Consider the following 26,357-nt stretch of genomic DNA (forward strand, 5'->3'; position numbering starts at 1 on the left):
GGCCATGGCCGCCACGCCGCCCGCGAACGCGCCCGCTTCGACCCAGAGACGATGCACGATGGCGCCGCCCAGCACGATCGCGAGCGCCGCACCGAAGGCCGCGCCGCTGAGCACGCCGAGCATGCCGGGCGAGACGAGCGGATTACGGAACACGGCCTGGCAGGTCGCGCCCGAGACGCACAGCGCCGCGCCGATCAACGCCGCTGCCACGAGACGCGGCAACCGCGCCTCCATGACGACCGCGTGCAGCAGCGCGCCGTGCTCGGGCCACGCGTGCAGATGCAGCGCGGCGAGCACTGTCAACGCCACTTGCCCCGGTGCGAGCGGATAGCGTCCCGCGCACAGACCGATCAAGCCGGTCAGCGGCACGCACAGCGCCGCCACGCTCAACGCGAATGCGGGACGCGCGCCGAATCGCGCCGCGAATCCGGTCAACACGCGAGAAATACAGCGTGACCCAATTCGAGCGGATTGATAAAGCGGACTTAAAGCGAATTGAAAGAATTGACGCGTCTTCGATATCGGCATTGCAGCGGGCGATATGGCGCACATGCGCCACGATGCTTATTTGAAACGACAAGTCTCTCTTGCCGAAAATCGAGATATCTTATCGGATATATCGAATGACGACAGGTGAAACCTGCGACAAATTAGCACGCCAATAATCAAAGACGCTCAATTACGCACCGTTATTGGGCGCAAACCGATCGGGTGATCGCCGGAAATTCCGATGCACCAGGATGGCCAAGCACATAACCGCAGCGCGATGCCGATACTGAGGATCGGTCCGAAGGCGCATTCGGATAGGAATTCTTTTCGTCGGCGGCGGTGGTGCCGGTCAGCCATGCGCGATAAAGCTGCGCCTTGACCTGAATGGGCTCGACGCCGTGGCGTCCGGCGGTGTTGGCGGCGGCCAGCGCGGAGACGGCGGGCAGGGCGGTGGCGAGCGAGATCAGGCCAAGCAGAAGCGTGCGTTTCATGACGGGTTTCCTGTGGATCGATTAAGAGAACGGCCCGGAAAACCGGACACGAATACGAGCGCAAAAGCGGTTCAGATCCGGATCAAATCCCGGTCGATATGGCGATCAAATCGGGTCATATTCCGGATCGAAATCCGCGATTGCCGGTCTCGTGATTCGTTATTGTCCGCCTCGGTCACGACGGCTTCATTGCCTGCGAATTAAACTTTATTTATTGTGTCGTTCGGCGCAAATCGGGGAATTTGCGCCGATTATCGAAGATTAAATATTTTTTCATGTTCGGGCGAGTCCGGTTTGCGATACTGGGCAGCTACGCGGGGAAATACGATGAAAATGAGTCTCTGGCGCAGTACGACATTTCGGCTGCTGATGATCTATGCGCTGGTGTTCTCGGCTTCGATGTCCGCGCTGGTCTATCTGAATTACTGGCAGTCGGCCAGCTATACCGCGCGCGAAGCCGACTACAACATCAACTGGCAGTTCGCCTACTTCTCGGCGCTGCCGCCGCAACAGGTCGAGGCCCAACTCGCCGCGCACATTCGCAGCCAGTTGCAGCGTCCCGTGAACTTCTATGGCCTGTTCTCGCCCGACCGGCGCTGGCTGGCCGGCGACATCGGCGTGTTTCCGTCGCGGCTCGCCTCGAACGGCGTGGGCGTCTGGGGTCCGCTCACGCTGATCGGTCCCGTATCGGGCCGGCCGCAATATCTGCGCACGCGCGCGACGCGTCTGCCCGACGGCAATCTGCTGGTGGTGTCGCGCGACGTGGGCGAAATGGCGCGGCTGCGCGAGACCATGCTCGGCGGCCTCGCGGGCAGCGCCGCGATGGTCATGCTCGGCGGGCTTGGCGTGGGCGTGCTGGTGTCGGCGGCGCAATTGCGGCGCGTGAAGGCGGTGCGCAGCGTCGCCCAGCGTATTGCCGACGGCGACCTCGACGCGCGTTTGCCCGCTGGCGGGCGCGACGAAATCAGCTGGCTTTCGCAGATCGTCAATCACATGCTCGACGAAGTCTCGCGTCTCATGCACGAAGTGAAGGGCGCGTGCGACGGCATCGCGCACGACCTGCGCACGCCGCTCGTGCACGTGCGCACGCATCTCGCGCGCGTGCCGCTCGACACGCTCGACGGCGAGCACGCCACGCTGATCGAAAAGGCCTCGCATGGCGTGAGCGACGTGCTCAAACGCTTCTCGGCGATGCTGCGGATTTCGGAGATCGAAGCCATGCGGCGGCGCGCGGGATTCGGCGATGTCGCGCTCGAAACCCTGTGCCACGAACTGGCGGATCTCTATCAGCCGCTCGCCGCCGACAAGGCCGTCGAGCTGTCGCTGCAACTGACGCGCGTGAGCACGGTGCGCGCCGATTACGCGCTGATGTTCGAGGCACTTGCCAATCTGCTCGACAACGCCATCAAGTTCACGCCGCCGGGCGGCCGCGTGGAATTGCGCCTCGCGATGGGCGCGCAAGGGCCGAGCGTGCACGTGAGCGACAACGGCCCCGGCATTCCCGACGCCGAGCGCCTCGCTGTTTTTCAGCGCTTTTATCGCAGCGAACGCACGCGCGAGACGCCGGGCTCGGGGCTCGGATTGTCGCTCGTGCAGGCCGTGATGCGCATGCACGGCTTCGGCCTCGGGCTGGAAGACGCGCGGCCGGGTCTGCGCGTGACGCTCGATTGCTGGGCGTATGCGGGTGTCGCCACGCTGGCGACGGCGGCGCGTTCACGCGATCAGGAAACAATCTGAACGCGGATCCGAACGCAGATATGAACACAGCGCCGCCGCGCGTGGCCACGCTTACTGCGGAATCACGAACAGCAGCGCCGCGAACACCGCGTACAGCGCGCCCACATACGTGAGCTGGCGGCTCTTGACCTGCGGCGCGCGAAACGACCATTGCAGGAACAGGATCGCGAGCATCGTCATCGTCGCCGCGAGAATCGACGGCGCGCCGAGATGCCACGGCGTGAAGAACAGGCCGAACGCCGTCGGAATGGTCGCCTGAATCATCATCGCGCCGCTGATGTTGGCGAGCGCGAGACGCTCCTTGCCCTGGCGCACCCAGATGATCGCGTTCATGATTTCCGGCAGTTCGGTCGCAATCGGGCTGAACAGCAGCGCCGTCAATTGCGGGCTCAAACCCAGCCACGGACCCACCGCGCTGATCTGCTGCACGAACAGGTGCGAGGCGAAGAAGATCACGGCGAGCGCGCCGATCACCTGCAGCGCGATCCAGAACATCGACGGATTGGCGTCGCGCGGGCGCAGCTTGAGCGGTTCGAGTTCGATGGCTTCTTCCTCGCCGCCGCCTTCGTCGCTCAGTTCCTTCCAGCAATAGAACGCGTAGGCCGCGAGAAACGCAATGCCGAGCAGCGGCTTGAACTGGAACACCACGAGACCAACGCCGATCTTCGCGACGAAGATCGCGAGGAACCAGAGCTGGTCGCGGCGCAGGCGGCGCGTGTCGGCGTCGACGGCGGCGGCGCGCGCGCGACCCACGCGTTTGACCGTCGCGAGCAGCGCGAAGCCGACCACCGCGTAGGCGACCGTGCTCAGCGCGAGCGGGCCGCCAATGGCCGCGCCCACGCCGATTTCCTTATGCGCGGCATCGGTGCCGAACGCCACGGCCACGAGCGTGACCACGCTCTCGGGCAACGCCGTGCCGAATGCGGCGAGGATCGTGCCGGTGGCGGTCTGCGTGATGTTGAGCTTCTGGCCCAGCCATTCGACGCCGTTGACGAAAGTTTCGCAGGATAGATAGATGATGCCGGCAGCGGCAATGAGCAGGGCGAACGTCCAGATCATGACGTGCGCTCCGAGGCTGCCGTGCTGCGGGTCGTGCGGAGATTCTTGCAGGGATCCGTGCAGAGAGTCGGGGACATTATTGTTTTGACATTCCACGGGCCGGACGTTTGGGACCAATGACGCGATCCTCCCGCCCAGCCCGGGTGCGGAGGAAGACGTCATAGGTCTCGTCAGGCCGAAGAACGGCTGCCGGCGCCATGGCATTGGGTGCCAATTATGTTGACGGCGGCGCTTCGCGCATCGCGCGCAAAGCAGACTACTCCCCTAAGACCCGCGCATTATAACCGAGGTTGATGGCGTTGCCGAGTCGGCGGCGGGCGGTGACGCGTCGGCGGCTGGTCGGCGCAGAAATGAAAAACGCGCCGGGCGTCGTGTGACGCCCGGCGCGTGGACAGCAACGGAAACCCGTCAGCCGCGATCAGAAGTGGTGGCGGATACCGACCATCGCCATCGCCTGCTTGTTGGTGGTCGCGTCGTTGCCGAAGTCGCCGAACGAAGCGTTCGCGTTGACGAGCGCGCCCGTATCCGCGTCGATCGTGCGGCCCGACGCCTTCTGGTAGCCCGCGAGCGCGTAGATGTCGGTGCGCTTCGAGAGGAAGTAGTCGCCGCCGAGGCTGAACTGGTTGTAGCTGGCGTTCACGCCGTTGCCGCTACCCTTCGTGTAGTTGTAGCCGAAGCCGAGCACGGCCACCGGCGTGACCTGGTAGTTCACGAACAGTTGTCCCGTGTTGAACTTCGTGTCGCTGTTCGCGCCGGCCGCGCTCTGGTAGTTCGCGTAGTCGACGTTGCTGTACGCGAGACCGAAGGTCATCGGGCCGTAGCTGTAGTCGCCCACTGCGCGGATGATCTGCAGCGAGTTCGCCGAGACGAAGCCGCCCGTGATCGCCGACGAGTCGACGTTGACGTCGGTGTTCGGGTTCAGGCCGTCGAAGGTCGCAGCCGTGCCGCTGTTGCTGTTGGCCTTGAAGTAGCCCGCGCCGAAGCCGAACGGGCCGTGGTTGTACGCGGCCGCGACGGCCCACGTCTGACCCGCGCCCATGCTGCCCGCCTGGCCGCCGAACGCGTACATCGCACTGACCTGCAGGCCGGCGTAGTTCGGGCTCGTGTACTTGATCGAGTTGCTGGTGCGGTAGCTGTTGTCGTAGTTGTCCATGTCGCCCGGCGTGGCGAACGCGGAGCCGAACGTGACGTCGTCGGTCATCGGCTGCAGCAGGTCGATCAGCGGATCGTACTGACGACCCAGCGAGACCGTGCCGCCTTGCGTCGAATTCAGGCCGACCATCGCGGTACGGCCGAACAGACGGCCGCCCTGGCCCGACTTGCCGTTATCGATATTGAAGCCGCTCTCGATCTTGAAGATCGCGGAGAGGCCGCTGCCCAGGTCTTCCGTGCCCTTCAAGCCCCACAGGTTCGGCGACATGTTGCCCGACATCATCTGGAACGTGTTGCCCGAACCGTTGCTGCCCTTCTGATTGCCGAAGAACGCGACGGACGTGTCGAGCGCACCGTAGAGCGTGACGCTGCTTTGCGCGTGCGCGACGCCGGCGATCGAAGCCAGCGTGGCGGCGAGGGCGAGAGCGGTTTTTTTCATTGATTGGTCTTCATTAAAAGGTTGCGTGAGAGAGCGTGTGCTTCATGTATTTGAAAGACGGCCTGGCAGGCATCCAGCCGAATTCAGGGGCGATTATGCGTAAGGTGTCCGTTTGACGAATTTGAAAAACGGAAAGACTGAGTTTCAGAAAACGCATCTGCGTGCAGGTGCCGTGTGGACGGCGCCGCAAAGCGTTAAATCGCGCAGGTGTTGTTTTTTTGCGGCTGTTTGCGGGGCGTTCACGCACGAATCGCCCGCCTTTTCAGGCCTCGTTTGCAGCATGCCGATCGGTGCATACGCACAGATCGGCGCGCATTCGCTCGCGTTTTGACCACATCCGCATTCGGCGATAAGCGGCTTTGCGATGAAAGCCTGACGCAAGCGCAGTGCTAGCGCAGTTTCATCAAGGCGCTATCGAAATGCATCGTCGTGTCTAAACATTTCTTCATTTTCCTGCGGATATTCGCGAAGGTTCGCACCTCTATCCTTGCGCCATGAATCGCGTTGCAACAGCGCAATGCAAAGGAACCGGCGCGAGTCGCGCACGGCACAGATCCATGTCGACGGCGAGAAGCCGCAGAGGAGTACGAGATGAAAAAGAGCTGGAGTTGCGCGGCTGCCGCGCTGATGTTGTCGATGTCGGCGCTCGCGCATGCACAGGCGAGTGCGCCTGGCACGGCGAACGCGCCCGTGCAGCAGACGGCGGCGAGCGCGAATGCGTCCTGGAACGCGGATGGCACGGCGCACATCACGCGCGCGCAGGTTCGTCACGAACTCGTGCAGGCGCAGCAGGACGGCGAACTGAAAACGCTCAACAGCACGATTTACGCGCATCACTGACATGAAACGTTGAGGCGTACTTCATGCAGCGTCACGACAGACCAGGCCGCGCGTCGTGACGGCACTCCGCAGGCGCGGCCGCTAATTCGAGTTTCGAACCCATGAAATCACGCATTGTCACTTATGTTGTGCGCGCGGCGCTGTGCGTCGCGGCCGCCGCCGCCATGTCGGGCTGCGCCAGCCTGCATCCGCAGCCGAACGGTCCCGGCGATTGCGTCGGTCCGCCGGATTACTGCGTGCCGTTCTTCGGCTCGTAAAGCGAGGCGGTAAAACGCCGGCTGTCGCTCACGCAGACAGCTTCGTCGCCGACGCGGCGCGCGGGGGGAAACGCCCGCGCGCCGCGCGCATTCTGGGTGCGAGTTCGATGCTCGCGACGCCGGTTTATCTTCATACCAATACGCTGTTTCGCTGCTTCGTCCCCCGCCTTTCCGTCCCTTTCATCTTCGCTTCAGTTCCGCTTTTGCAGGCCGTTAACACAGGCGATTGCGGGCGGGTCTATCGGTGTTATGCCTGGCACGCGCTCGCGCCAAGACCACCCATCCCTGAAATTCGATAAACGTCGCCCCACAAAGGCGCCTGGAGCTCTCGCCGTGTTTGCCCGACTCTCTATTTCGGTTCGCCTGCGCATCGCGGTCGGCGTGCTGGCCGCGCTGATCGTGGCGGCCGGTGTCGCCGGCCTGATCGGCATGTCGCATTCCAACGCGGCGCTCGGCTATGCCTATTCCAATCAGCTTGCCGCCGCCATCGACATCGGCAAGTCCAATCTCAACCTGACCATCGCGCGCACCACGCTCGACCGCATCCTGCTGCATCCCGATTCGCCCGACGTGCCGCAACTGCTCGACAAGGCGCAGACCTATCTCGACACCTCGCACAAGGCGTGGGAGAGCTATCGCGCGCTGCCGCACGACGCCGACGAACAGGCGCTCGCCGAGCAGGTCCAGGGCGCGCTCGGCGCGATGCTCGAACAAGGCATCCAGCCGCTGATGGCCGCGGTCAAGCAGGGCGACCGCGCCGCGCAGGACGACATCGCGATGAAGCGCATTCCGCCGTTGTCGGTGGCGCTCACGAAGGCGTCGACGGCGCTCGAGCAATGGCAGAAGTCGCACGGCCAGCAGACCTTCGACGGCGCGCAGGACTTCTACGCCGCGTTGCGCGCGGGCAGCATCGCGCTGATCGCGCTCGGTCTGGGCGTGGCGCTGATCTGCGCGGTCGGTCTGCATCGCGCGATTGCCGCGCCGCTCGCGAACCTGCTGGGCGCGCTGCAGCGCATCGCGGCGGGCGACCTGACGGTGCGTCTCGACGCGCGCTCGCACGACGAAATGGGCCGCCTCGTCGCGGGCCTGCAGACGATGCAGGAAGAACTGGCGCGCACGGTGCGCAAGGTCTCGCACAGTTCGGAGTCGATCGCGTCGGCGACGCGCCAGATCGCGGCCGGCAACGACGATCTCTCGCAGCGCACCGAAGAACAGGCCGCGTCGATCCAGCAGACGGCGGCCAGCATGGAGCAACTGACCGCCACGGTGAAGCAGAACAGCGAGCACGCGCGCACGGCGCAGTCGCTCGCGGGCAGCGCGCAGGAAGTGGTGGAACGCGGCGCGCTGGTGGTCGGCGACGCGGTGCAGACGATGGATCGCATCGACCGCAGCTCGCAGAAGATCGCCGAGATCACGGGCATCATCGAAGGCATCGCGTTCCAGACCAATATTCTGGCGCTCAACGCGGCCGTCGAAGCGGCGCGCGCGGGCGAGGAAGGACGCGGTTTCGCGGTGGTCGCGGGCGAGGTGCGTTCGCTCGCGCAGCGTTCGGCGGCGGCCGCGAAGGACATCAAGACGCTGATCGGCGAATCGGTGGAGCACGTCGCGACGGGCGCGCAGTACGTGCGTTCGGCGGGCACGACGATGAGCGAGATCGGCGAATCGATTGGCCGCGTGACGACCATCATGACCGAGATCGCGAATGCTTCGGAGGAACAGCGCGACGGCATCGAGCAGGTCAATCTCGCCGTCTCGCAGATGGATCAGGTCTCGCAGCAGAACGCGGCGCTCGTCGAGGAAGCGGCGGCGGCGGCGATGTCGCTGACCGAGCAGACCGATGCGTTGCGCGACGCGGTGGGCGTGTTCAAGGTTGCTTGAAGACGCGTTCGTGCTTCATTCGGGTTGCATTCGCGAAGGCGGGGTGAACGCCGCCTTCGCGACCGGTCTGCCGTGAGCGACCTAAGCGTGGCGGTGTTTCAAAACCACGCGTCCTGCATATCCAGCGTAGTCCGATCAAGCGAAGCCAGCAGATCGAACTGCGCGCCGGTCTTCGGCAACTCCCACGCGAAGAAATACTGCGCCGCCGCGAGCTTGCCGCGATAAAAATCGGCATCGTCGCCCTGTGCGTGCTGGAGCGCCGCGCGCGCCGCGAGCGCCTGTTCGAGCCACACCCACGCCACCACCACATGCCCGAACGCTTCGAGATACACCGAAGCGTTCGCGAGCGTCACGTTCGCATCGCCCGCGGCCCACAACTGCTGCGTCACCGTGAAGAGGCGCTTCATGGCTGCGTCGAGCGCACGCGCATGCGCGGCGTCCTGCGCGTCGCCGCTCGAATGCGCGCGATCGAGCGTGGCCTGCACGCGCTGCGCGAACAGCTTGAGCGCCGCGCCGTCCTTGATCACCACCTTGCGGCCCAGCAGATCGAGGCCCTGAATGCCGTGCGTGCCTTCGTGAATCGGATTGAGCCGGTTGTCGCGATAGAACTGCTCGACGTTGTACTCGCGCGTGTAACCGTAGCCGCCATGCACCTGGATCGCGAGATCGTTGGCGGCGAGACACCATTGCGACGGCCAGCTTTTCGCAATCGGCGTGAGCAGATCGAGCAGTAGCGTGAGCGGCTCGCGGGCGGCGTCGTCGGCGGCGCCGCCCGCTTCGTCGACGAGCTTCGCGCACCACAGATTCAGCGCGAGCGCGCCCTCCACGTAGCTCTTTTGCGCGAGCAGCATGCGGCGCACGTCGGCGTGCTCGACGAGCTTCACCTGCGGCGACGCCGGGTCCTTGCCCGCCGCGCCGATGCCGCGCCCCTGCGGACGATTGCGCGCGTAATCGAGCGCGTGCAGATAGCCGGTGTAGCCGAGCATGGTCGCGCCGAGACCGACGCCGATGCGCGCCTCGTTCATCATATGGAACATATAGGCGAGGCCCTTGTGCGGCTCGCCCACGAGATAGCCGATCGCACCCGCGCGGCCGCCCGGCGCGTACTTCGTGCCTTCGCCGAAATTGAGCAGGCAGTTCGTGGTGCCGCGATAGCCCATCTTGTGATTGAGGCCCGCGAGCACGACGTCGTTGTGTTCGCCGCGCGAGCCGTCTTCGTTGACGAGATATTTCGGCACGATAAAGAGCGAGATGCCCTTCACGCCGGGAATCAGCTTGCCGTCCGCGCCGGGAATCTTCGCCAGCACGAGATGGACGATGTTCTTCGAGAGTTCGTGCTCGCCGCCCGAAATCCACATCTTGTTGCCGCGCAGCCGATACTGCGCGCCGAGCGCCGATTCGCCCTCGAAGTCGGCGCGCGTGGCCACGTCGGACAGCGACGATCCGGCCTGTGGCTCCGACAGACACATCGTGCCGAAATAGCGGCCTTCGAGTTCGGGCTTCACGAAGGTGTCGATCTGCTTCTCGCTGCCGTGCGCGAGCAGCAGATTCGCGTTGCCGATGGTGAGGAACGGATACGCGCTCGAACCGACGTTGGCCGCCTTGAACCAGGCGAAGCCGGCTTTCTCGACCACCAGCGGCAACTGCATGCCGCCGTACGCGTAATCCTGGCCCGCCGCCATCAGGCCCGCGTCGCAGAACGCCTTCAGCGCCGTCTTCACTTCGGGGATGATCGTGACGGTCTCGCCGTCGAAATGCGGTTCGTGTTGATCGTTCTTCTTGTTGTGCGGCGCGAACAGGTCGGTGGCGATCTTCTCGCAGGTGTCGAGCGCGGCGTCGAAGGTCTCGCGCGAGTGATCCGCATAGCGCGCGATGCGCGTGAGCCGCTCGACGTCGAGCCATTCGTAGAGCAGGAAGTTCAGGTCACGGCGGGAGAAAATCAGCGACATGGCGGGCGGGCTCTCGGTTGGGAAGGCGTCTAGATTACCTAAAATAGAACGATCGTACTATTGGTAATTTCTCCAGCTTTGCCGCGCGTGTGGCGTGCTTCCGTGCGGGGGGAGAATCCGGCATCATCGGCGCTCATCCTTCCGAAATGCGAGATGTCGATGGATCGACTCGACGCCATGTCCGTGCTCGTCGCCGTGGTCGAGGCGGGCAGTCTCTCGGCGGCGGCGCGCCGGCTCGGCATGCCGCTCGCCACGGTCAGCCGCAAGGTCAACGAACTGGAAGCGCATCTGCGCACGCGCCTGCTCACGCGCACCACGCGCCAGCTCGCGCTGACCGAGGCGGGCGCGTCCTATGTGGCCGCGTGCCGGCGCATTCTCGAAGACGTCGGCGAGGCCGAGCGCGCCGCGACCGGCGAGTACGCGTCGCCCCGAGGCGAACTCGCGCTGAGCGCGCCCGTGGTGTTCGGGCGGCTTCATGTGCTGCCGGTCGTCACCGAATTTCTCGCGCAGTATCCGGAGATCGACGTGCGGCTTTCGCTGGCGGACCGCGTGGTCAATCTGATGGAGGAGCGCGTGGACGCGGCGGTGCGCATCGGCGCAATGCCGGACAGCGCGCTGGTCGCCGTGGGCGTGGGCGCGATCCGACGCGTGGTGTGCGCGAGTCCGGTGTATCTGGCGATGCATGGCGTGCCGCGGCATCCGCGTGATCTGAGTGCGCATCAGTGCGTGACTTTCGAAGGCGTCGAGGGTCGCACCTGGATCTTTCGCAGCGGTAAGGATTTTTCCAGGGATGCAGCGAAAAACGCGCTCGTGCAGCCGGTCGCCTCGCGGCTCGCCGTGAATACGGCCGAAGCCGCCATCGACGCCGCGCTGATGAACGTAGGCGTCACGCGCGTGCTGTCTTATCAGGTGGCGCAGGCGGTGCGCGAGGGGCGGCTCGATTTGCTGCTCGAAGCGTACGAGCCCGCGCCCTGGCCGGTGAGCCTCGTGCACGGCGGGCAGACGCCGCTGCCGCTCAAACTGCGTGCATTTCTCGACTTCGCGACGCCGCGTTTGCGCGCGCGGATCGAAGCGGCGCGCATCGGCGTCGCCCCGAACTGAACTCAACGGCGCATCGAACGCACCAGGCATTGCCGATGCGCGTCAGTCATTTGTCAGCGACGCTTCAAGCGCAAGGTCGGCAAACGTTTGCAAATGCTTGTGAGAAAAGGGGTTTTATAAAGTTTTCACGCGATTGTGCCGTAGACTTGCGCGCGGGACGCGCGCGTCGTTTCGCGCTCCTCTGTTTTTCGAAGGTCCGATTCGCCCGCTCCGATATTTCTCGTTCGTTTGCGCGGCAAGGCGGCCCGGCGCCCAGGCAGGAAGGCGCCGTCCGCCCGGTCCATGAGAGACCGCCGCGCATGGCCTGAAGCCATGCTATTGTCCTGCCGCTTCATGCAAAACGCATGGCGCGCAAAAATTCAGGCTCAAAGGAGGCCGACCTGTGATGAATGTGCTGGGCTGCATCGTCTACAAGCACAATCTGTGGCTCGTGATCGTGGCGGTGCTGATCTGCGGCGGCGGCTCGTGGGTCACTGCGAGGCTCGTGCGGCGCGTGTTCGCGACGCGCGGCCTGCAGCGCGCGGGTTGGCAGTTCCTTGCGTCCGTGACGGCGGCCGTCGCCATCTGGTGCACGCATTTCGTGGCGATGCTCGGCTTCGAGCCGGGCGTGCCCGTGAGCTTCGACCCCGTCCTCACCATCGTTTCCCTGCTGATCGCGCTGGGCGGCAGCTTCGCGGCCTTCGCCGTGGCGGGCAGCGGCTTCACGCGCGCGGCGCCGGCCATCGGCGGCGCGCTGGTCGGGCTCGCCATTTCGCTGATGCACTACACGGGCATGATGGCGTACCGCGTGCAGGGCATCGTGTCGTGGAATCACACCTATCTGGTCGCGTCGATCGTGCTGTCGGTCGTGTTCGGCGCGCTCGCGCTCGATCGCGCGTCGCGCGGCGTGAATGTGCGGGCCGACGTCGGTGCGGCCAAGACTGCGGATAAAGGCGCGAAGGACGGCGCGAAAGACACGGGCTCGGTGGCCAGCGTCACGCTGCTGCTCGTGCTCGCCATCGCCACGCTGCATTTCACCGGCATGTGCGCCTTCACGGTCACGCCGTTGAAGATCGCGGGCGAGTTCTCGAACCCGGCTGCACTGCAGGCGCTGGCGCTCTCGGTGGCGGGCATGGCGTTCATCATCGCGGGCGCGGGTCTCGTGAGCTATCTGCTCGACGACACCGTGCGCGCCGAATCGGTCGAGCATCTGCGCACGATGGCGCTGAGCGACATGCTCACCGGCCTGCCGAATCGCGCGAGCTTCAACGACCGGCTCGACGTGGAAATCGCGCGCGCCGCCGCCGAGCACGGCAAGCTCGCGCTGGTCGGCATCGACCTGAACCGCTTCAAGGAGATCAACGACCTGCGCGGCCATCACGCGGGCGACGAAGTGCTGCGCATTCTCGCGCGTCGCTTCACGAGTCTCGTGCGCGAAGGCGAATTCGTCGCGCGCGTGGGCGGCGACGAGTTCGTGGCGCTGCAGCGTTATTCCCATCGCGACGCGCTCGACGATTTTCTCGGCCGTCTGGAAGGCGCGCTGTTCCGTCCGATCCGCTACGACGACTGGGAAGTGGTGTCGGGCGCGAGTCTCGGCGTGGCGATCTATCCCGACGACGCCAGCAGCAAGGCCGTGCTGATCAATAACGCCGACCTCGCGATGTACCGCGCGAAGGCGGCGCTCACGCGCTCGGTGTGCTTCTACGAGCCGAAGATGGACGAGACGGCGCGCGCGCGCCGCACGCTCGCCGCCGATCTGCGCGACGCGATCGCGCGCGGCCAGTTGAGCGTGCACTATCAGGTGCAGACGGCGGTGAGCGGCGCGATTTGCGGCTACGAAGCGCTGCTGCGCTGGGAACATCCGCGCCAGGGTTTCATCTCGCCGGGCGTGTTCATTCCGCTCGCGGAGGAAAACGGCCTGATCCTGAGCATCGGCGCGTGGGTGCTGCGCGAGGCCTGCACGCGCGCGGTCACGTGGCAGCCGCCGTACAAGGTGGCCGTGAATCTGTCGCCGGTGCAGTTCGCGCACGCGGATCTGCCCGCGCTCGTCCGCGAGGTGCTGGCGGAGACCGGCCTCGCGCCCGACCGGCTCGAACTCGAACTGACCGAATCGACGATCTTCGCCGATCGCGAGCGCTCGCTCGACGTGCTGCAGCGTATCAAGGCGCTGGGCGTGAGCCTCGCGCTCGACGACTTCGGCACCGGCTATTCGTCGCTCGACACGCTGCGCACGTTCCCGTTCGACAAGATCAAGCTCGACCAGTCGTTTATCAGCGAAGCCGAATCGAGCCGCCAGGCGACGGCGATCATCCGCGCGGTGCTCGCGCTCGGCAAGAGCCTCGGCATTCCCGTGCTGGCGGAAGGCATCGAAACGCAGGATCAGTTCGATCTGCTGGCGGGCGAAGGCTGCGACGAGATGCAAGGTTTCCTGCTGGGCCGCCCCGCGCCGCTCGCGCAACTGGTCGAGAGCGGGCAGATCAAGCTGGTGCAGCCGCGCAGCCGTTACGCGGCGGCGGGCTGAACGCAGTTAATCGAACGCCGCAAAGCGCGGCGCGCACGCGGGCATCCACGCGCCATCCGTTTGCGTGAACGCGCCGCGCGCCGCGTTATGCGGATGAAGCGGCGCCTCGCTCAAGCCCAGCACCGGCGACACGCACGCATCGCTGCCCTCGAATAGCGCAACCCACGCGTCGCGCTCGCGCGTGGCGATGATCTGCTCGATACGCGCGGCGATCGCGGGCCAATGCGTCCGGTCGCGCTGCGGCAGTTCGAGCAGATCCTGCGCGCCGATTCCCTTCAGAAACGCGGCATAAAACGGCGGCTCGATGCAGCCCACGGCAAGCCATCCGCCGTCGCGGCAGCGATAGGTCCGGTAGAACGGCGCGCCGCCGTCGAGCAGATTCTCGCCGCGCGCGTCGCGCCAGTGGCCCGCCGCGTGAAAGCCGTACATCATGCTCATCAGCATGGCCGCGCCGTCAGTCATCGCCGCATCGACCACGCAGCCCTTGCCGCTCGCCCGCGCGCGCAGAATCGCCGCGACCACGCCGAACGCCAGCACCATGCCGCCGCCGCCGAAGTCGCCGACCAGGTTGAGCGGCACGACCGGCGCGCCGCCCGCCTCGCCGACCGCGTGCAGCGCACCCGAAATCGCGATGTAGTTGATGTCGTGCCCCGCCGTGTGCGCGAGCGGGCCGCGCTGACCCCAGCCCGTCATGCGTCCGTAGACGAGCGACGGATTGCGCAGCCGGCACGCATCCGGACCGAGCCCGAGCCGCTCCATCACGCCGGGCCGGAAGCCTTCGATCAGTGCGTCGGCCTGCGCGATCAGATCGAGCGCATGCGCCACGTCTTCGGCGCACTTGAGATCGAGCGCGACGTGCTCGCGTCCGCGCTCGAGCGGGCCGTCGGGCAGCGCCTCGCCCGCGCGGCCGATGCGCGTGACGTGCGCGCCCATCTGGGCCAGCAGCATGCCGCAGAATGGCGCGGGCCCGAGCCCTGCGAACTCGACGATGTGCACGCCTTGCAGCGGTTGGATCATGCGCGGTTTCTCCGTGAAATGAGTGTGGGCATCAGAGCGTACGCGCGATGATTTCCTTCATGATCTCGTCGGTGCCGCCGTAGATGCGCATCACGCGCGCATCGACCCACGCGCCGCCGATCACGTACTCCGACATATAGCCGTAGCCGCCGTGCAGTTGCAGGAATTCGTCGAGCAACTGGTTCTGCAATTCGGTGGCGTTGAGCTTGGCCATGGCCGCATCGACGGGCGACAGTTCGCGACGCAGATGCCGCGCGATGCAGTCGTCGACGTAGATGCGCACCATCTCTGCCTTCGCGCGCGCGTGCGCGAGCTTGAAGCGCGCGTTCTGGAAATCGAAGATCGCCTGACCGAATACCTTGCGCCCACGCGTGTACTCGATCGTGCGCGCGAGCATGCCTTCGATGGACGCCACCGCGCGCACGGCGATCACCAGCCGCTCCTGCGCGAGTTCGCGCATCAGATACGAAAAGCCCGCGTTTTCCTCGCCGAGCCGCTGCGTGATGGAGACGCGCACGTCCTCGAAAAACAGCTCCGACGTGTCCTGCGCGCGCAGGCCGATCTTCTCGAGCTTGCGGCCTTTTTCGAAACCCGGCGTGCCTTCCTCGACCACGATCAGCGAGACGCCCTTGCTGCCGAGCTCCGGCGCGGTCTTGCAGACCACGATCACGAGACTCGCGTTCTGGCCGTTCGTGATGAAGGTCTTCTGGCCGTTGATGACGTAGTCGTTGCCGTCGCGGCGCGCGGTCGTGCGCACGGACTTCAGGTCGCTGCCGGTGCCCGGCTCGGTCATCGCGATCGCACCGATATGCTCGCCGCTCGCGAGCTTCGGCAGCCATTCGCGCTTCTGTTCCTCGGTGCCGTAAGCGTGGATATACGGCGCGACGATGTCCGAATGCAGCGGGAAGCCGATGCCGCTCGCGTTCACGCGCGCGAGTTCTTCGATCAGGATCGCCGCGTGACCGAAGTCGCCGCCGCCGCCGCCGTATTCCTCGGGAATCGTGCAGCAGAGCAGACCTTCTTCGCCCGCGCGACGCCACACCGATTTCGGCACGATGCCGTCCTTTTCCCACTGCTGATGAAACGGCGCGATCTCGCGCTCGACGAAACGGCGGACCTGCTCGCGGAACAATTCGTGATCGTCGCGGAATACGTGACGCATGGGTTGTCTCCTTGATTGTCTGATCATGTTTCGTATGACGAATCAAATCGTCGCGCCGGGATTCACGCTATTACGGTAGCGCTCCTTCAGTAGCCGGCGCAGCAGCTTGCCGTTGTCGTGGCGCGGCAGCGCGTCTTCGAAATCGACGGAACGCGGCACCTTGATATGCGAGAGACGCTCGCGGCAGAACGCCATCAATTCGTCGGCGAGCTGCGGGCTGGCGGCGTCGCGCTCGCGCAACTGCACGATGGCTTTGACGCTCTCGCCGAACTCGGCATGCGGCACGCCGATCACGGCCGCGTCGGCCACCGCCGGATGCTCGCTCAGCACGTTCTCGATCTCCTGCGGGTAGACGTTCACGCCGCCGCTGATGATGAGGTCCGTGCGCCGGTCGCTCAGATAGAGATAGCCTTGCGCGTCCACGTGACCGATATCGCCATACGTGGCCCAGCCGTGCCGGTTGCGCACGCTGCGGGTTTTCGCGGGATCGTTGTGATACTCGAACGGCGGACCGCCTTCGAAGAACACGCGGCCGATCTCGCCTGCGGGCAGTTCGCGGTCGTCGTCGTCGACGATATGCAGCGTGCCGAATTTCGCGCGTCCCACCGAGCCGCGATGCGCGAGCCATTCGTGCGAGTCGATCGCCGTGAGCCCGGCACCTTCCGAACCCGCGTAATACTCGTAGATCACCGGGCCGAACCAGTCGATCATCTGCTGCTTGACGAGCGGCGGGCAGGGCGCGGCCGCGTGGATCGCCACCTTCAGGCTGCTCACGTCGTAGCGGCGGCGCACCGCTTCGGGCAGCGCCAGCAGGCGCACGAACATCGTCGGCACCCATTGGCTGTGCGTGACGCGATAGCGTTCGATGGCGGCCAGCGCGGCCTCGGGATCGAACTTCTGCATGAGGATGGTGCGCCCGCCCGTGCGCAGCATGCGCACGAGATAGCGCAGCGGCGCGGCGTGATAGAGCGGCGCCGTGCTCAAATACACGGAGTCCTGATTAAATCCGAAGCTCTTGCGCCATGAGGCCGTTTCGGTGTCGTCGATTGCGCGGCGCTCCCACGGCACGAGCGGTTTGAGGATGCCCTTGGGCAGGCCCGTCGTGCCCGACGAATAGAGAAAATCGCGGCCCTGCTCGCATTCGGGCAGCGGCGTGCGCGTATCGGTCTCGTCGAGCGCGGCGTCGAGCGAGGCGAAGCCGGGCGGGGGTAGCGCGCCCGTCATATAGCAGGCGACGCCGTGCAGCGCGCCTTCGTCGGCGAGCGTCTGCGCGAGTTCGCGCATCGCCTGCGAGACGATCAGCACGCGCGCGCCGCAGTCCTTGAGGACGTGCGCGACTTCGCGTGTTTTCAACTGAATGCTGATGGGGGTGAAATACAGACCGGCGCGCTCGGCGCCGACGGCCGCGATGGCCAGAGCAGGGTGATTCTCGAACAGTAGCGCGATGCCGTGGCCGGGTTGCAGGCCTAGCTGGATCAGCCAGTGCGCAACCCGGTCTGCGCGTTCGTTCAGGGTGGCGTAAGTGAGGACCTCGTCGGTGCCGGCAAGGCGCAAGGCTTCCTTGCCGGGTGCTGCGGCTGCTAGTTCGCGGACACGCTCCACGGTCTCGTCTCCATATCGTGCGCGGCGCCAGTCATGCTGCCGAGCGCTGCCTCCACGCGCCTGACCAGTGACATCAGCCGCGGGGCGATGTCGTCGGTCAACTGGTTGCCGCTGATGTTGAATACCGCAATGGAACAGCTGAAAACCCAGTACTCGTCGTCGATGGGCGACGCCAGCGGAATCGCCACCGAGTGAATCTCGCGCTGCATGTCGCCGTGCGACACCGTGCAGCCCTGCTCGCGCAATTCCTGCTGCGCCTGCGTGAGACGCTGCGCGAGCAGCTCGCCCTTGGCCGGATCGCGCGTGAGCGTTTCCTGCAGATACCGTTCGCGTTCGGCGCCCGGCACCGTCCACAGATACGCGCGGCCCGAGGCCGTGCGCGACAGCGAAAGCCGTGTGCCGATCTCCGAGCGATAGACCGCGCTGCCCGCGCCCTGCGCGACTTCCGCGTAGGCGAGGTTCAGGCGGTAACCGACGGCGAGCGTCACCTGGCCCTGACAGTAATCGGCCAGCTCCTGCATCATCGGCCGCGCGATCTGGCGGATCGTCATGCGGCCGAGCGCGGGGGCGGCGAGGCTCAGCATCTCGGTGCCGAGCACGTATTTCGAAATGCGCTCCGAGTAGCGCAGCATGCCGAACTCGCACAGCGTGTTGATGAGCCGCAGCGCCGTGGGCTTGGGCAGGCCGGTGCGCTCCACCAGCTCGCGCGCCGACAGTTCGGACGCGCCCATCGAATAGCACTGCAGGATCCGGATGCCGCGCGCGAGTGCGCTCACGAGCTGCGAGTCGTTGCTTGTCTCGTTGCTCAACTCGCTGCTCGAGTCGCTGGACGAAACAGCGGCGTCGTCGGTGCGTGAGGTGGCCTGGTCGGTCATGTCGGATTCCTTCTTCGGGGGGATGGGCGCGCCGGACAAACACGGGGCGCCTTTTGGCAAACCCGGCATTCTAGCTTTCCCCTTCGTGGCGGAACGATTTTTCAAGACGACTGGCTCATTTTTCGTGAAATTGCGACGCTTTGCCGCGCCCGCGGCGTGTCCGACCTGCCTGATGGACACGTCGGACTGCGCGCAACTTCGGGAATTCGGACTCTCAGGCTCGCTTGACCGCTGTTGGTATGAGGCTATCGTCGCATGAATGGAATTAAATGATCCATAAGGATCGAAAAATGTTTACCACTATTGAAATAGTGAGATGGTGTGGTGTATTTTGATTCGCGAGATTCATTTTTTTCACCATCCCCATTTCTTCAGGATTGAGCGAACCATGATCCAGAGCGCGGTAATCGTCGACGCGGTGCGCAGTCCCATGGGCCGGACCAAGGCGGGCGGCGCCTTCGTCGACCTGCATCCGGCCGACCTGCTTTCGCAGGTGATCCAGCAACTCGTCGAGCGCAACGACCTCGACCCCGGCACCGTCGACGACCTTATCATCGGCTGCGTGAGCCAGGTGGGCGAGCAGGCGACCACGCCGGGCCGCGTGGCGTGGCTCGCGGCCGGTTATCCGCAGCACGTGCCGTCTACGACGGTCGAGCGCAAGTGCGGATCGAGCCAGCAGGCCGTGCATTTCGCGGCGCAGGCCATCATGGCGGGCGTCAACGAGATCGTGGTGGCGGGCGGCGTGGAGTCGATGAGCCGCGTGCCGATGGGCAGTTCGCGCCTCGACCGCGATCAATACGGCGCGCGCTTTCATGCGCGTTATCCGCAAGGGCTCGTGGGCCAGGGCGTGAGCGCCGATCTGGTGGCGCAGAAGTGGGATCTCGCGCGCGAGACGCTCGACGCGTATTCGGCCGAGTCGCATCGCCGCGCTGACGCCGCGCGCGCCGCCGGTCACTTCGCACGCGAGATCGTGCCGATCGAAGTGCGCGACGAACAGGGCGCGCGCCGCATCGACGCCGACGAAACCATTCGCGCGGGCACGACCGTCGAGCGCCTTGCGGGCCTCGCGCCGTCGTTCGAAGACGCGTCACTGGCTGCGCGCTTTCCGGGCATTCGCTTCAACGTCACGGCGGGCAATGCCTCGCAGATCTCGGATGGCGCGGCGGCGCTGCTCGTCATGAGCGAGCGCAAGGCGGCGCAGCTCGGCCTGAAACCGCGCGCGCGCATCGTCTCGTTCGACGTGCGCGGCGACGACCCGCTCATGATGCTGACCGCGCCGATTCCGGCCACCGAGCATCTGCTGCGCAAGGCCGGTCTGAAGATCGAGGATATCGCGCACTTCGAAGTGAACGAGGCGTTCGCTTCGGTGCCGCTCGCGTGGCAAAAAGCGCTGGGCGCCGATGCCGCGCGGCTGAATCCGGCCGGCGGCGCGATTGCGCTCGGGCATCCGCTGGGCGCGTCGGGCGCGCGCCTCATGACCACGATGCTCAACGCGCTCGAACGCAGCGGCGGCCGCTACGGTTTGCAGACGATGTGCGAGGCGGGCGGCATGGCGAACGCGACGCTCATCGAGCGGCTTTGATCGCAACGCAAGCGACATCCATACAGGCAACGACGACAGGAGACACAGGGATGGACCTCAAGGGAGCGGTGGCGGTAGTGACGGGCGGCGCATCGGGGCTGGGCCTCGCGAGCGCGAAGCAGTTGCTGGAGAAGGGCGCGCAGGTGGTGATCTGCGATCTGCCGGAATCGCGCGGCGCGGCGGTGGCCGACGAACTGGGACCGGCGGCGAGCTTCGTGGCCGCCGACGTCACGAACGGCGACGAGATGGCCGCCGTGATCGACGCCGCCACGCAGCGCGGTTCGCTGCGTGCGCTCGTGCATTGCGCGGGACGCGGCGGCGCGGTGCGCCTGATCGAAAAGGACGGCTCGCCGGGCTCGCTCGAAGCCTATGAGAACGTGGTGCGCGTGAACCTCGTCGGCACCTTCAACGTGCTGCGTCTCGCGGCGGCGGCGATGGCGCGCAACGAACCGAACGCGGCAGGCGAGCGCGGCGCGTGCGTGCTGACCGCATCGGTGGCCGCGTACGAAGGGCAGATCGGTCAGGTGCCGTATGCGTCGTCGAAGGCGGGCGTGGTGGGCATGACGCTGGTCGCCGCGCGCGATCTGGCGAGCAAGGGCATTCGCGTGTGCACGATCGCGCCGGGTCTGTTCGATACGCCGATGCTCGCGCGGCTGCCCGAGGAGATTCGCGAGTCGCTCGGCAAGATGGTGCCGTTTCCGCCGCGCCTCGGCGCGCCCGACGAATTCGCCGCGCTCGCGATGCAGATCCTCGAAAATCCGATGCTCAACGGCGAGACGATACGGCTCGACGGCGCGATCCGCATGCAGCCGCGTTGAGCACGCACATTCACGTTGACGCGTGTCGCGCGTTTGCTGCATCATCGTTCGCATGAACTGCATCGCGCGCCCGCTTACCACCACGACCACGACCGCCTCCGGCGGGTCGTGAGGCCGATACGCGCGCAAGTCACCGAGCATCCTCGTATCGAACCCAAGGCCCCGCCGAATCCGGACGGGGCCTTGTCGTTTCTCCGTCCGCCATCGGCTCTAAACATGGAGAAACGTCGTGTCCGACCTCGCTCAATCCCGCCGTGCATTGCTGATCATCGACATGCAGCACGGCCTCTTCAACGGCGCCGAACCGCCTCACGAAGGCGCGCGCGTGCTCGACAACATCAACCTGCTGATCGCGCGGGCGCGCGCCGCCCATGCGCCGATCTTCGCCGCGCGCCACACCGGCCCGAAGGGCTCGCCGATCGAGCCGGGCAGCGCGCTCACGCAACTGCTGGCGGATCTGCACGTGGATGCGGAGCGCGATGTCACCTTCGATAAAACGCGTCCGAGCTGTTTCGCGGGCACCGGTCTCGCGCAGTGGCTGCGCGACGCGAAGGTGGACGAACTCGCGATCGTCGGCATGAAGACCGAGTATTGCGTGGATACGACCTGCCGCGCGGCGAGTGAACTGGGCTGGCGGACGGTGCTGATCGAAGACGCGCACACGACGACCGACGCGCCCGGTCTGAGCGCACAGGCGATCGTGGCGCATCACAACCGCGTGCTGAGCGGGCCGTTCGTCAAACTCGCGCGCGCCGCCGACTATGTGTTTTGAGGCGCTCATGAGATGCGCCGAGGTGTCGTCATCGGTCCCTGACTGACACCTTTCATAATATTGCAAAGAATTACGCCCAGAATCTCTGTCGATCCCACACGCGAACGTTGCGACGACAACGTTTGCGTGTCCGCGCATTGTCTGTCGATCGCACAGATTTGATTCGTACTCTTGAGCAAAAAAGGACCATGAAAACTCTCTTGCCGGATGTATCGATGTGGGGAAGACGCCTGCTGGGCGGCGGCGCGCTGTGCCTCACGCTGCTGGCCGCGGCCTGCGGCGGCAACGACGACAAGGCGCCCGCCGCCAACGATTCGGCGAACGCGGCCTGCACGGCGGCGCATTGCGCGCCCGCGCCCTGACGGCGCGTTTCTTCCCACTCACTCGAAAAACAAACCCGCATGACATTCAGCCCCTCGAAGCGCAACTTCCTGCGCACCTCGCTCGGCAGCGCCGCCGCGATGGCCGCGCTGTCGACCTTTCCGCCCGCGATTCGCCGCGCGCTCGCCATCGACGCGAACAACGTCACGGGCACCATCAAGGACGTGCAGCACGTGGTGCTGCTGATGCTTGAAAACCGCTCGTTCGACAGCTACTTCGGCACCTTCCAGGGCGTGCGCGGCTACGGCGACCGCTTCCCGATTCCCACGCCCAACGGCGCGAACATCTTCTATCAGAGCTATACGAACGCGGGCGCGACGAGCACGCTGATTCCGTATCACCTCGACGAAACCAAAGGCAACGCGGTGCGCGCGGGCAGCACGCCGCACACGTGGAGCGACGCGCAATCGGCGTGGGACAACGGCCGCATGAGCGCGTGGCCGACGTCGAAAAAGCCCTTGTCGATGGGCTATTACGACACCGCCGAAGTGCCGTTCCATCGCGCGCTCGCCGACGCCTTCACGATCTGCGATGCGTATCACTGCGGCATGCACACGGGCACGATCGCGAACCGCCTGTTCTACTGGACCGGCACCAACGGGCCGAACGGCCTGAGCCCGGCGGACAGCAGCCGCGTGGGCGTAGCCGCGCTCAACAACGAGTTCAACGGCGGCAACGACATCGGGCCGTCGACGGCGGGCTGGACGTGGACCACGTACGCCGACCGTCTGCAGAGCGCGGGCGTGAACTGGAAGGTCTATCAGAGCCTGATCGACAACTTCGGCTGCAACGAGATGATGAGCTTTCGCCACTGGCGCGAGGCGATCGAGCAGATGCCCACGGCGCGCCGCCCGCTCTACGTGGCGACCGAAAGCATCACGCAGGACGTGACGAACGCGGGGCCGTTCTACGACGCGTCCATTGACGATGCGCTGAGCCCGCTCGCGAAGGGTTTCGGCAACACCATGCCGCAAGGCTTCCTCGAAACCTTCCGCGACGACATCCAGAACGGCACGCTGCCCGAGGTCTCGTGGATCATTCCGCCTTCGACGTATAGCGAGCATCCGGGGCCGTCGAGCCCGACGCAGGGCGGCTGGTACATCCAGGAAGTGCTGGACGCGCTCACGGCGAATCCCGAGGTGTGGAGCAAGACCGTGCTGATCGTGAACTACGACGAGAACGACGGCTTCTTCGATCACCTGCCGCCGCCGTCGGCGCCGTCGCACAACGCGGACGGCACGCTCGCGGGCGCCAGTACGCTCGCCGATACGGCGATGGCCGTCGAGTACCACAACTACACGCCGGCCTCGTCGAATCAACCGGCCATCGACGGCCGCCCGTACGGCCCCGGTCCGCGTGTGCCGCTGTGGGTGATCTCGCCGTGGAGCCGCGGCGGTTTCGTGAATTCGCAGGTGTTCGATCACACGTCCACGCTGATGTTCCTCGAGAAGCGCTTCGGCGTGGCGGAGCCGCAGATCAGCGATTACCGGCGCGCGGTGTGCGGCGACCTCACGTCGTGTTTCGATTTCGTGAATCCGAACAGCGCTGCGCTGCCGACGCTGTCGGGCCGTACGAGCAAGACCAGCGCCGATGACTTCGCAGTCGCTCAGGCGGCATCGGCGGCGATTGCGGTGCCGTCGGCGAGCACGAGTTCCACGCTGCCCGCGCAGGCCACCGGCACGCGGCCCTCGCGCGCGCTGCCGTACGAGCTGCACACCACGGCGCAGGCGAATGCGAGCGCGGGCACGCTCACGCTGCAGTTCGCCAACGACAGCGGCAGCGGCGCGGGCGCGGTGTTCCACGTCTACGACCGCAAGCATCTCGACGCCGTGCCGCGCCGCTACGTGGTGGAAGCCGGCAAGACGCTCGCGGGCGTGTGGACGCTGCCTTCCGCCGATAACGGCCACTACGATCTCTGGGTGCTCGGGCCGAACGGCTATCACCGCGAATTCGCGGGCAATCTGCACGAGCTGGGCGCGGCGAACGCGCCGGAAATCCAGGTGTGCTACGAGCCGTGCGCGAGTTCTGCCGTGCTGGTGAAGCTGCACAACCGCGGCAGCCAGGCCTGCACGTTCACGGCGGCGGCGCAGGCATACCGCGCGGACGGCCCGTGGAGCGTGACGGTGCAGCCGGGCGCGGTGGGCGAGCTGCGCTGGCCGGTGCTCGACGCGGGCAACTGGTATGACTTCGTGGTGACGTGCAGCGCGTCGGTGTCGTTCAAGCGGCGCTTCGCGGGGCGCATCGAAACCGGCAAGGATTCGGTTTCCGATCCGGCGATGGGGACTGGGGTTTGAGGGATTTGGAGGCTTGAATCGCTGTTGAGAACGTAGCCTGTCTGCGCCGACGGACTGAAAAAAGCCGCCACACATGTGGCGGCTTTTTTATTCATGCGGACCGATCAGACGCGATGTGCGAAATCGAGGCCTGAGCTTTGACGCTTCTTTTCAAATTTATTGTTCGCCCCGGCCTATGCTGAAGATTCCAGGAGCGCATCAGGAGACGTTATGGCGGATATGTTTATCAAGATCGATGGCATTGCTGGCGAGTCACAAGATGCAATGCATCCGGACGAAATCGAGGTGCTCGGCTGGCACTGGAGTGTGATGCAGCAATCCAGCATGCAATCGGGTTCAGGCGGTGGTGCGGCGAAAGCCACGGTCTCGGACCTGCAATTTACGCACTTGATCGATCGCGCAAGCCCCAATCTGGCGAGCCACTGTTTTCAGGGTAAACACATTTCCAAGGTAGGGCTAACTTTGCGCAAGGCGGGCGGTCTGCCGCTCGAATATCTGAAGATCACGATGTTCGATGTCATTGTGACGCGCGTCGAGCCGACGGCTGGGAGCGGCTTTGTGTTGGAGCATGTTGCGCTGTCGTTTGCGCGCATGAAGCAGGAGTACATCGTGCAGAGCGCAACGGGCGGCAGTCAGGGGACCGTGACCGCGCTAATCGATGTCAAACAGAATACTGTCGGTGGCTGACGTGTCGTATCAGGAGGCCAGCGATGAATGACTATGAGCGCCTTATAGCCGCCGCGCCTGGATCGCCCTCGACGGCCTATCAGTATGAAGAGCACGACAAGCTGACGCCACAGGCGCTCTTTTTCTGCCTGATGGTCGAGGAGACCTGCAAGGTGCTGGGTGTCGAGGACGCCGCTGCAGTGATGGCGATACTCGCGGGTCAGCCGATACTGCCCACGCGCGGAAAATTCGGCGGCGCCACCAGGGGCACGTCCATCGCTTCGAAGGTTAGCCGCGCTTTGTTCGATTACGACTTCGAGCGCACCATTCTGCCGACGCTCACGAATACCTCGATCCTGAAGTTTCGTTTTCGGATGGTCAATAATCTCGGAGTTTTTGTCGGCCGGTGGGTGCCCATGATCGGCTGGACCGTGACTGCCTATGATGTCGTGAAGATTTCCTTGCTCACGCTTCTTCGCTATAACCAGCTTGTCAAGCCAGAGGATCGAATCAACGATGCAACCGCGGGAAGTTTCGGCTGAACTGGAAGCATTCGTGCGCGATGAGATCGGCTTGTCGCCGAAGAAGCCATTGCAGGCTTCCGATACGCTGGAGGAAGATCTCGGCGTGACGGGCGACGATGCCGACGAATTCATGGGCGCGTTTGCGAAGCGCTTCAATGTCGAGCCCGGCGACTTCGACTTTCATCGTTACTTCGAAATGGAAGGGCTGACCATCTGGCCGTTTTCCATTTTGACTATGTGGCTGCATCGGCGCTGGGGAATCAGGCAATACGACCAGCGCGAGCCGCTTACGCTTGCCATGCTGCAGCGGGCAATCGCGCTGGGCGTCTGGGATTCCGAGCGGCTGCGCGAGCCGAAAACCCGACCCGGCACACAATAAACCCAACGGCGCGTCTAACAGCGGCGTCAGGCTGGGGCGGGTCGGGTCGTTAGCGCGCCGTGGGCGCGCCCACCTCAATGCGCCGCCGTCGCCGCCTCATCCAACGCGTCGAAAATCCCGCTTGCGTCGTCGGCGAGGCCGTGCGAGCGGCCTTGCGCGTGCGTGCAGACGATCTCGTCCCAGAACGATTCCGAGCCGAATTGCAGGCGCTGCGCGTGCAGACGGCGCGTGAACAGTTGCAGATCGAACTCGGGCACGATGCCGAGCGCGCCCGCGAGGCCATGCGCGCCATTGGCGACCAGCGGCGCGGCGCGGCTCGCGCGCGCTTTCGCGATCGCGCTGGCCAGACGCTGCTCGCCGCTGCGATGCGCGGCGCAGCCCTGCTGCGCGGCG

23 protein-coding genes, 1 pseudogene and 1 riboswitch are annotated in these 26,357 nt (G+C 65.3%); of the genes and pseudogenes, 14 read left to right on the forward strand and 10 right to left on the reverse strand.

Features of this window, described 5'->3' with window-relative positions:
• Together G3N97_RS21040 and G3N97_RS21045 are read right to left on the reverse strand one after the other, a co-directional pair.
• Window positions 1–438, reverse strand: a 438-nt coding sequence (locus G3N97_RS21040; RefSeq protein ID WP_346778099.1) for an iron chelate uptake ABC transporter family permease subunit, incomplete at its 3' end; no start/stop codon positions are given.
• 251 nt (window positions 439–689) lie between these two features.
• Window positions 690–980: a hypothetical protein gene (locus G3N97_RS21045; RefSeq protein ID WP_205994930.1), complete on the reverse strand. Its 291-nt coding sequence runs from the start codon at window positions 978–980 to the stop codon at window positions 690–692.
• Window positions 981–1,307: 327 nt separating this feature from the next.
• Here G3N97_RS21045 and G3N97_RS21050 point away from each other — a divergent pair, with 327 nt between their 5' ends.
• Window positions 1,308–2,717: a HAMP domain-containing sensor histidine kinase gene (locus tag G3N97_RS21050; RefSeq protein ID WP_205994931.1), complete on the forward strand. Its 1,410-nt coding sequence runs from the start codon at window positions 1,308–1,310 to the stop codon at window positions 2,715–2,717.
• A gap of 51 nt (window positions 2,718–2,768) precedes the next feature.
• Here G3N97_RS21050 and G3N97_RS21055 read toward each other — a convergent pair whose 3' ends face one another.
• Together G3N97_RS21055 and G3N97_RS21060 are read right to left on the reverse strand one after the other, a co-directional pair.
• Window positions 2,769–3,776, reverse strand: coding sequence for a sodium:calcium antiporter (locus G3N97_RS21055; protein WP_205994932.1), 1,008 nt, complete (start codon window positions 3,774–3,776; stop codon window positions 2,769–2,771).
• Between the two features lie 101 nt (window positions 3,777–3,877).
• Window positions 3,878–4,053, reverse strand: a riboswitch (yybP-ykoY riboswitch).
• Window positions 4,054–4,194: 141 nt separating this feature from the next.
• Window positions 4,195–5,367 carry a porin gene (locus tag G3N97_RS21060; RefSeq protein WP_205994933.1) on the reverse strand — a complete coding sequence of 391 codons (1,173 nt, stop codon included), beginning with the start codon at window positions 5,365–5,367 and terminating at the stop codon, window positions 4,195–4,197.
• Window positions 5,368–5,958: 591 nt separating this feature from the next.
• Between G3N97_RS21060 and G3N97_RS21065 the strand changes: the two genes are divergently transcribed.
• From G3N97_RS21065 to G3N97_RS21075, 3 genes are all read left to right on the forward strand, one after another.
• Window positions 5,959–6,207 carry a DUF4148 domain-containing protein gene (locus G3N97_RS21065; RefSeq protein WP_205994934.1) on the forward strand — a complete coding sequence of 83 codons (249 nt, stop codon included), beginning with the start codon at window positions 5,959–5,961 and terminating at the stop codon, window positions 6,205–6,207.
• Between the two features lie 101 nt (window positions 6,208–6,308).
• A complete protein-coding gene (locus tag G3N97_RS21070) occupies window positions 6,309–6,464 on the forward strand; it encodes a hypothetical protein (protein ID WP_167371438.1) in 156 nt (51 codons plus the stop codon).
• A gap of 333 nt (window positions 6,465–6,797) precedes the next feature.
• The gene (locus tag G3N97_RS21075) at window positions 6,798–8,342 is read left to right on the forward strand and encodes a methyl-accepting chemotaxis protein (protein WP_346778100.1); all 1,545 of its coding nucleotides are present in this window, start codon (window positions 6,798–6,800) and stop codon (window positions 8,340–8,342) included.
• 98 nt (window positions 8,343–8,440) lie between these two features.
• Here G3N97_RS21075 and G3N97_RS21080 read toward each other — a convergent pair whose 3' ends face one another.
• Window positions 8,441–10,291 carry an acyl-CoA dehydrogenase gene (locus tag G3N97_RS21080; protein ID WP_205994936.1) on the reverse strand — a complete coding sequence of 617 codons (1,851 nt, stop codon included), beginning with the start codon at window positions 10,289–10,291 and terminating at the stop codon, window positions 8,441–8,443.
• A 159-nt stretch (window positions 10,292–10,450) separates the two neighbouring features.
• Here G3N97_RS21080 and G3N97_RS21085 point away from each other — a divergent pair, with 159 nt between their 5' ends.
• Window positions 10,451–11,392 (forward strand): LysR family transcriptional regulator, encoded by a 942-nt coding sequence (locus tag G3N97_RS21085; protein WP_205994937.1) that lies wholly within the window; start codon window positions 10,451–10,453, stop codon window positions 11,390–11,392.
• A gap of 385 nt (window positions 11,393–11,777) precedes the next feature.
• A complete protein-coding gene (locus G3N97_RS21090) occupies window positions 11,778–13,892 on the forward strand; it encodes an EAL domain-containing protein (RefSeq protein WP_241030724.1) in 2,115 nt (704 codons plus the stop codon).
• Between the two features lie 6 nt (window positions 13,893–13,898).
• On the opposite strand, the gene G3N97_RS21095 is transcribed toward G3N97_RS21090, so the two are convergent.
• Genes G3N97_RS21095 through G3N97_RS21110 form a run of 4 tightly spaced genes read right to left on the reverse strand, consistent with a single transcriptional unit; the run spans window position 13,899 to window position 18,548 of the window.
• Window positions 13,899–14,909, reverse strand: a complete 1,011-nt coding sequence (locus G3N97_RS21095) for a CaiB/BaiF CoA-transferase family protein (protein ID WP_205994939.1) — start codon at window positions 14,907–14,909, stop codon at window positions 13,899–13,901.
• A 31-nt stretch (window positions 14,910–14,940) separates the two neighbouring features.
• Window positions 14,941–16,071: an acyl-CoA dehydrogenase family protein gene (locus G3N97_RS21100; RefSeq protein ID WP_205994940.1), complete on the reverse strand. Its 1,131-nt coding sequence runs from the start codon at window positions 16,069–16,071 to the stop codon at window positions 14,941–14,943.
• 42 nt (window positions 16,072–16,113) lie between these two features.
• Window positions 16,114–17,673 carry an acyl-CoA synthetase gene (locus tag G3N97_RS21105; RefSeq protein ID WP_205994941.1) on the reverse strand — a complete coding sequence of 520 codons (1,560 nt, stop codon included), beginning with the start codon at window positions 17,671–17,673 and terminating at the stop codon, window positions 16,114–16,116.
• Window positions 17,652–18,548 carry a helix-turn-helix domain-containing protein gene (locus tag G3N97_RS21110; RefSeq protein WP_205994942.1) on the reverse strand — a complete coding sequence of 299 codons (897 nt, stop codon included), beginning with the start codon at window positions 18,546–18,548 and terminating at the stop codon, window positions 17,652–17,654. The genes G3N97_RS21105 and G3N97_RS21110 overlap by 22 nt, the downstream gene beginning before the upstream one ends.
• A 391-nt stretch (window positions 18,549–18,939) precedes the next feature.
• Here G3N97_RS21110 and G3N97_RS21115 point away from each other — a divergent pair, with 391 nt between their 5' ends.
• From G3N97_RS21115 to G3N97_RS21150, 8 genes are all read left to right on the forward strand, one after another.
• Window positions 18,940–20,130 (forward strand): thiolase family protein, encoded by a 1,191-nt coding sequence (locus G3N97_RS21115; protein ID WP_205994949.1) that lies wholly within the window; start codon window positions 18,940–18,942, stop codon window positions 20,128–20,130.
• A gap of 50 nt (window positions 20,131–20,180) precedes the next feature.
• On the forward strand, window positions 20,181–20,948 hold the full coding sequence (locus tag G3N97_RS21120) for an SDR family NAD(P)-dependent oxidoreductase (protein ID WP_205994943.1): 768 nt from the start codon (window positions 20,181–20,183) through the stop codon (window positions 20,946–20,948).
• A 229-nt stretch (window positions 20,949–21,177) separates the two neighbouring features.
• Entirely contained in the window at window positions 21,178–21,720 is a 543-nt protein-coding gene (locus G3N97_RS21125) for a cysteine hydrolase family protein (protein ID WP_346778101.1), read from the forward strand.
• Between the two features lie 188 nt (window positions 21,721–21,908).
• A complete protein-coding gene (locus G3N97_RS21130) occupies window positions 21,909–22,082 on the forward strand; it encodes a hypothetical protein (RefSeq protein WP_205994944.1) in 174 nt (57 codons plus the stop codon).
• Window positions 22,083–22,121: 39 nt separating this feature from the next.
• The gene (locus G3N97_RS21135; RefSeq protein ID WP_205994945.1) at window positions 22,122–24,395 is read left to right on the forward strand and encodes a phospholipase C, phosphocholine-specific; all 2,274 of its coding nucleotides are present in this window, start codon (window positions 22,122–22,124) and stop codon (window positions 24,393–24,395) included.
• A 210-nt stretch (window positions 24,396–24,605) separates the two neighbouring features.
• Window positions 24,606–25,082 (forward strand): type VI secretion system tube protein Hcp, encoded by a 477-nt coding sequence (locus G3N97_RS21140; protein WP_205994946.1) that lies wholly within the window; start codon window positions 24,606–24,608, stop codon window positions 25,080–25,082.
• A gap of 23 nt (window positions 25,083–25,105) precedes the next feature.
• On the forward strand, window positions 25,106–25,603 hold the full coding sequence (locus G3N97_RS21145; protein WP_241030721.1) for an STM2901 family protein: 498 nt from the start codon (window positions 25,106–25,108) through the stop codon (window positions 25,601–25,603).
• Complete coding sequence (locus tag G3N97_RS21150; protein ID WP_205994947.1) at window positions 25,578–25,964, forward strand: DUF1493 family protein; 387 nt, start codon at window positions 25,578–25,580, stop codon at window positions 25,962–25,964. Before G3N97_RS21145 ends, G3N97_RS21150 begins: the two co-directional genes overlap by 26 nt.
• 74 nt (window positions 25,965–26,038) lie before the next feature.
• Here G3N97_RS21150 and G3N97_RS21155 read toward each other — a convergent pair.
• A pseudogene (locus G3N97_RS21155) lies at window positions 26,039–26,357 on the reverse strand (acyl-CoA/acyl-ACP dehydrogenase); the annotation flags it as partial.

Source organism: Paraburkholderia sp. Ac-20347 (assembly GCF_017104805.1).
Taxonomy (GTDB): domain Bacteria; phylum Pseudomonadota; class Gammaproteobacteria; order Burkholderiales; family Burkholderiaceae; genus Paraburkholderia; species Paraburkholderia tropica.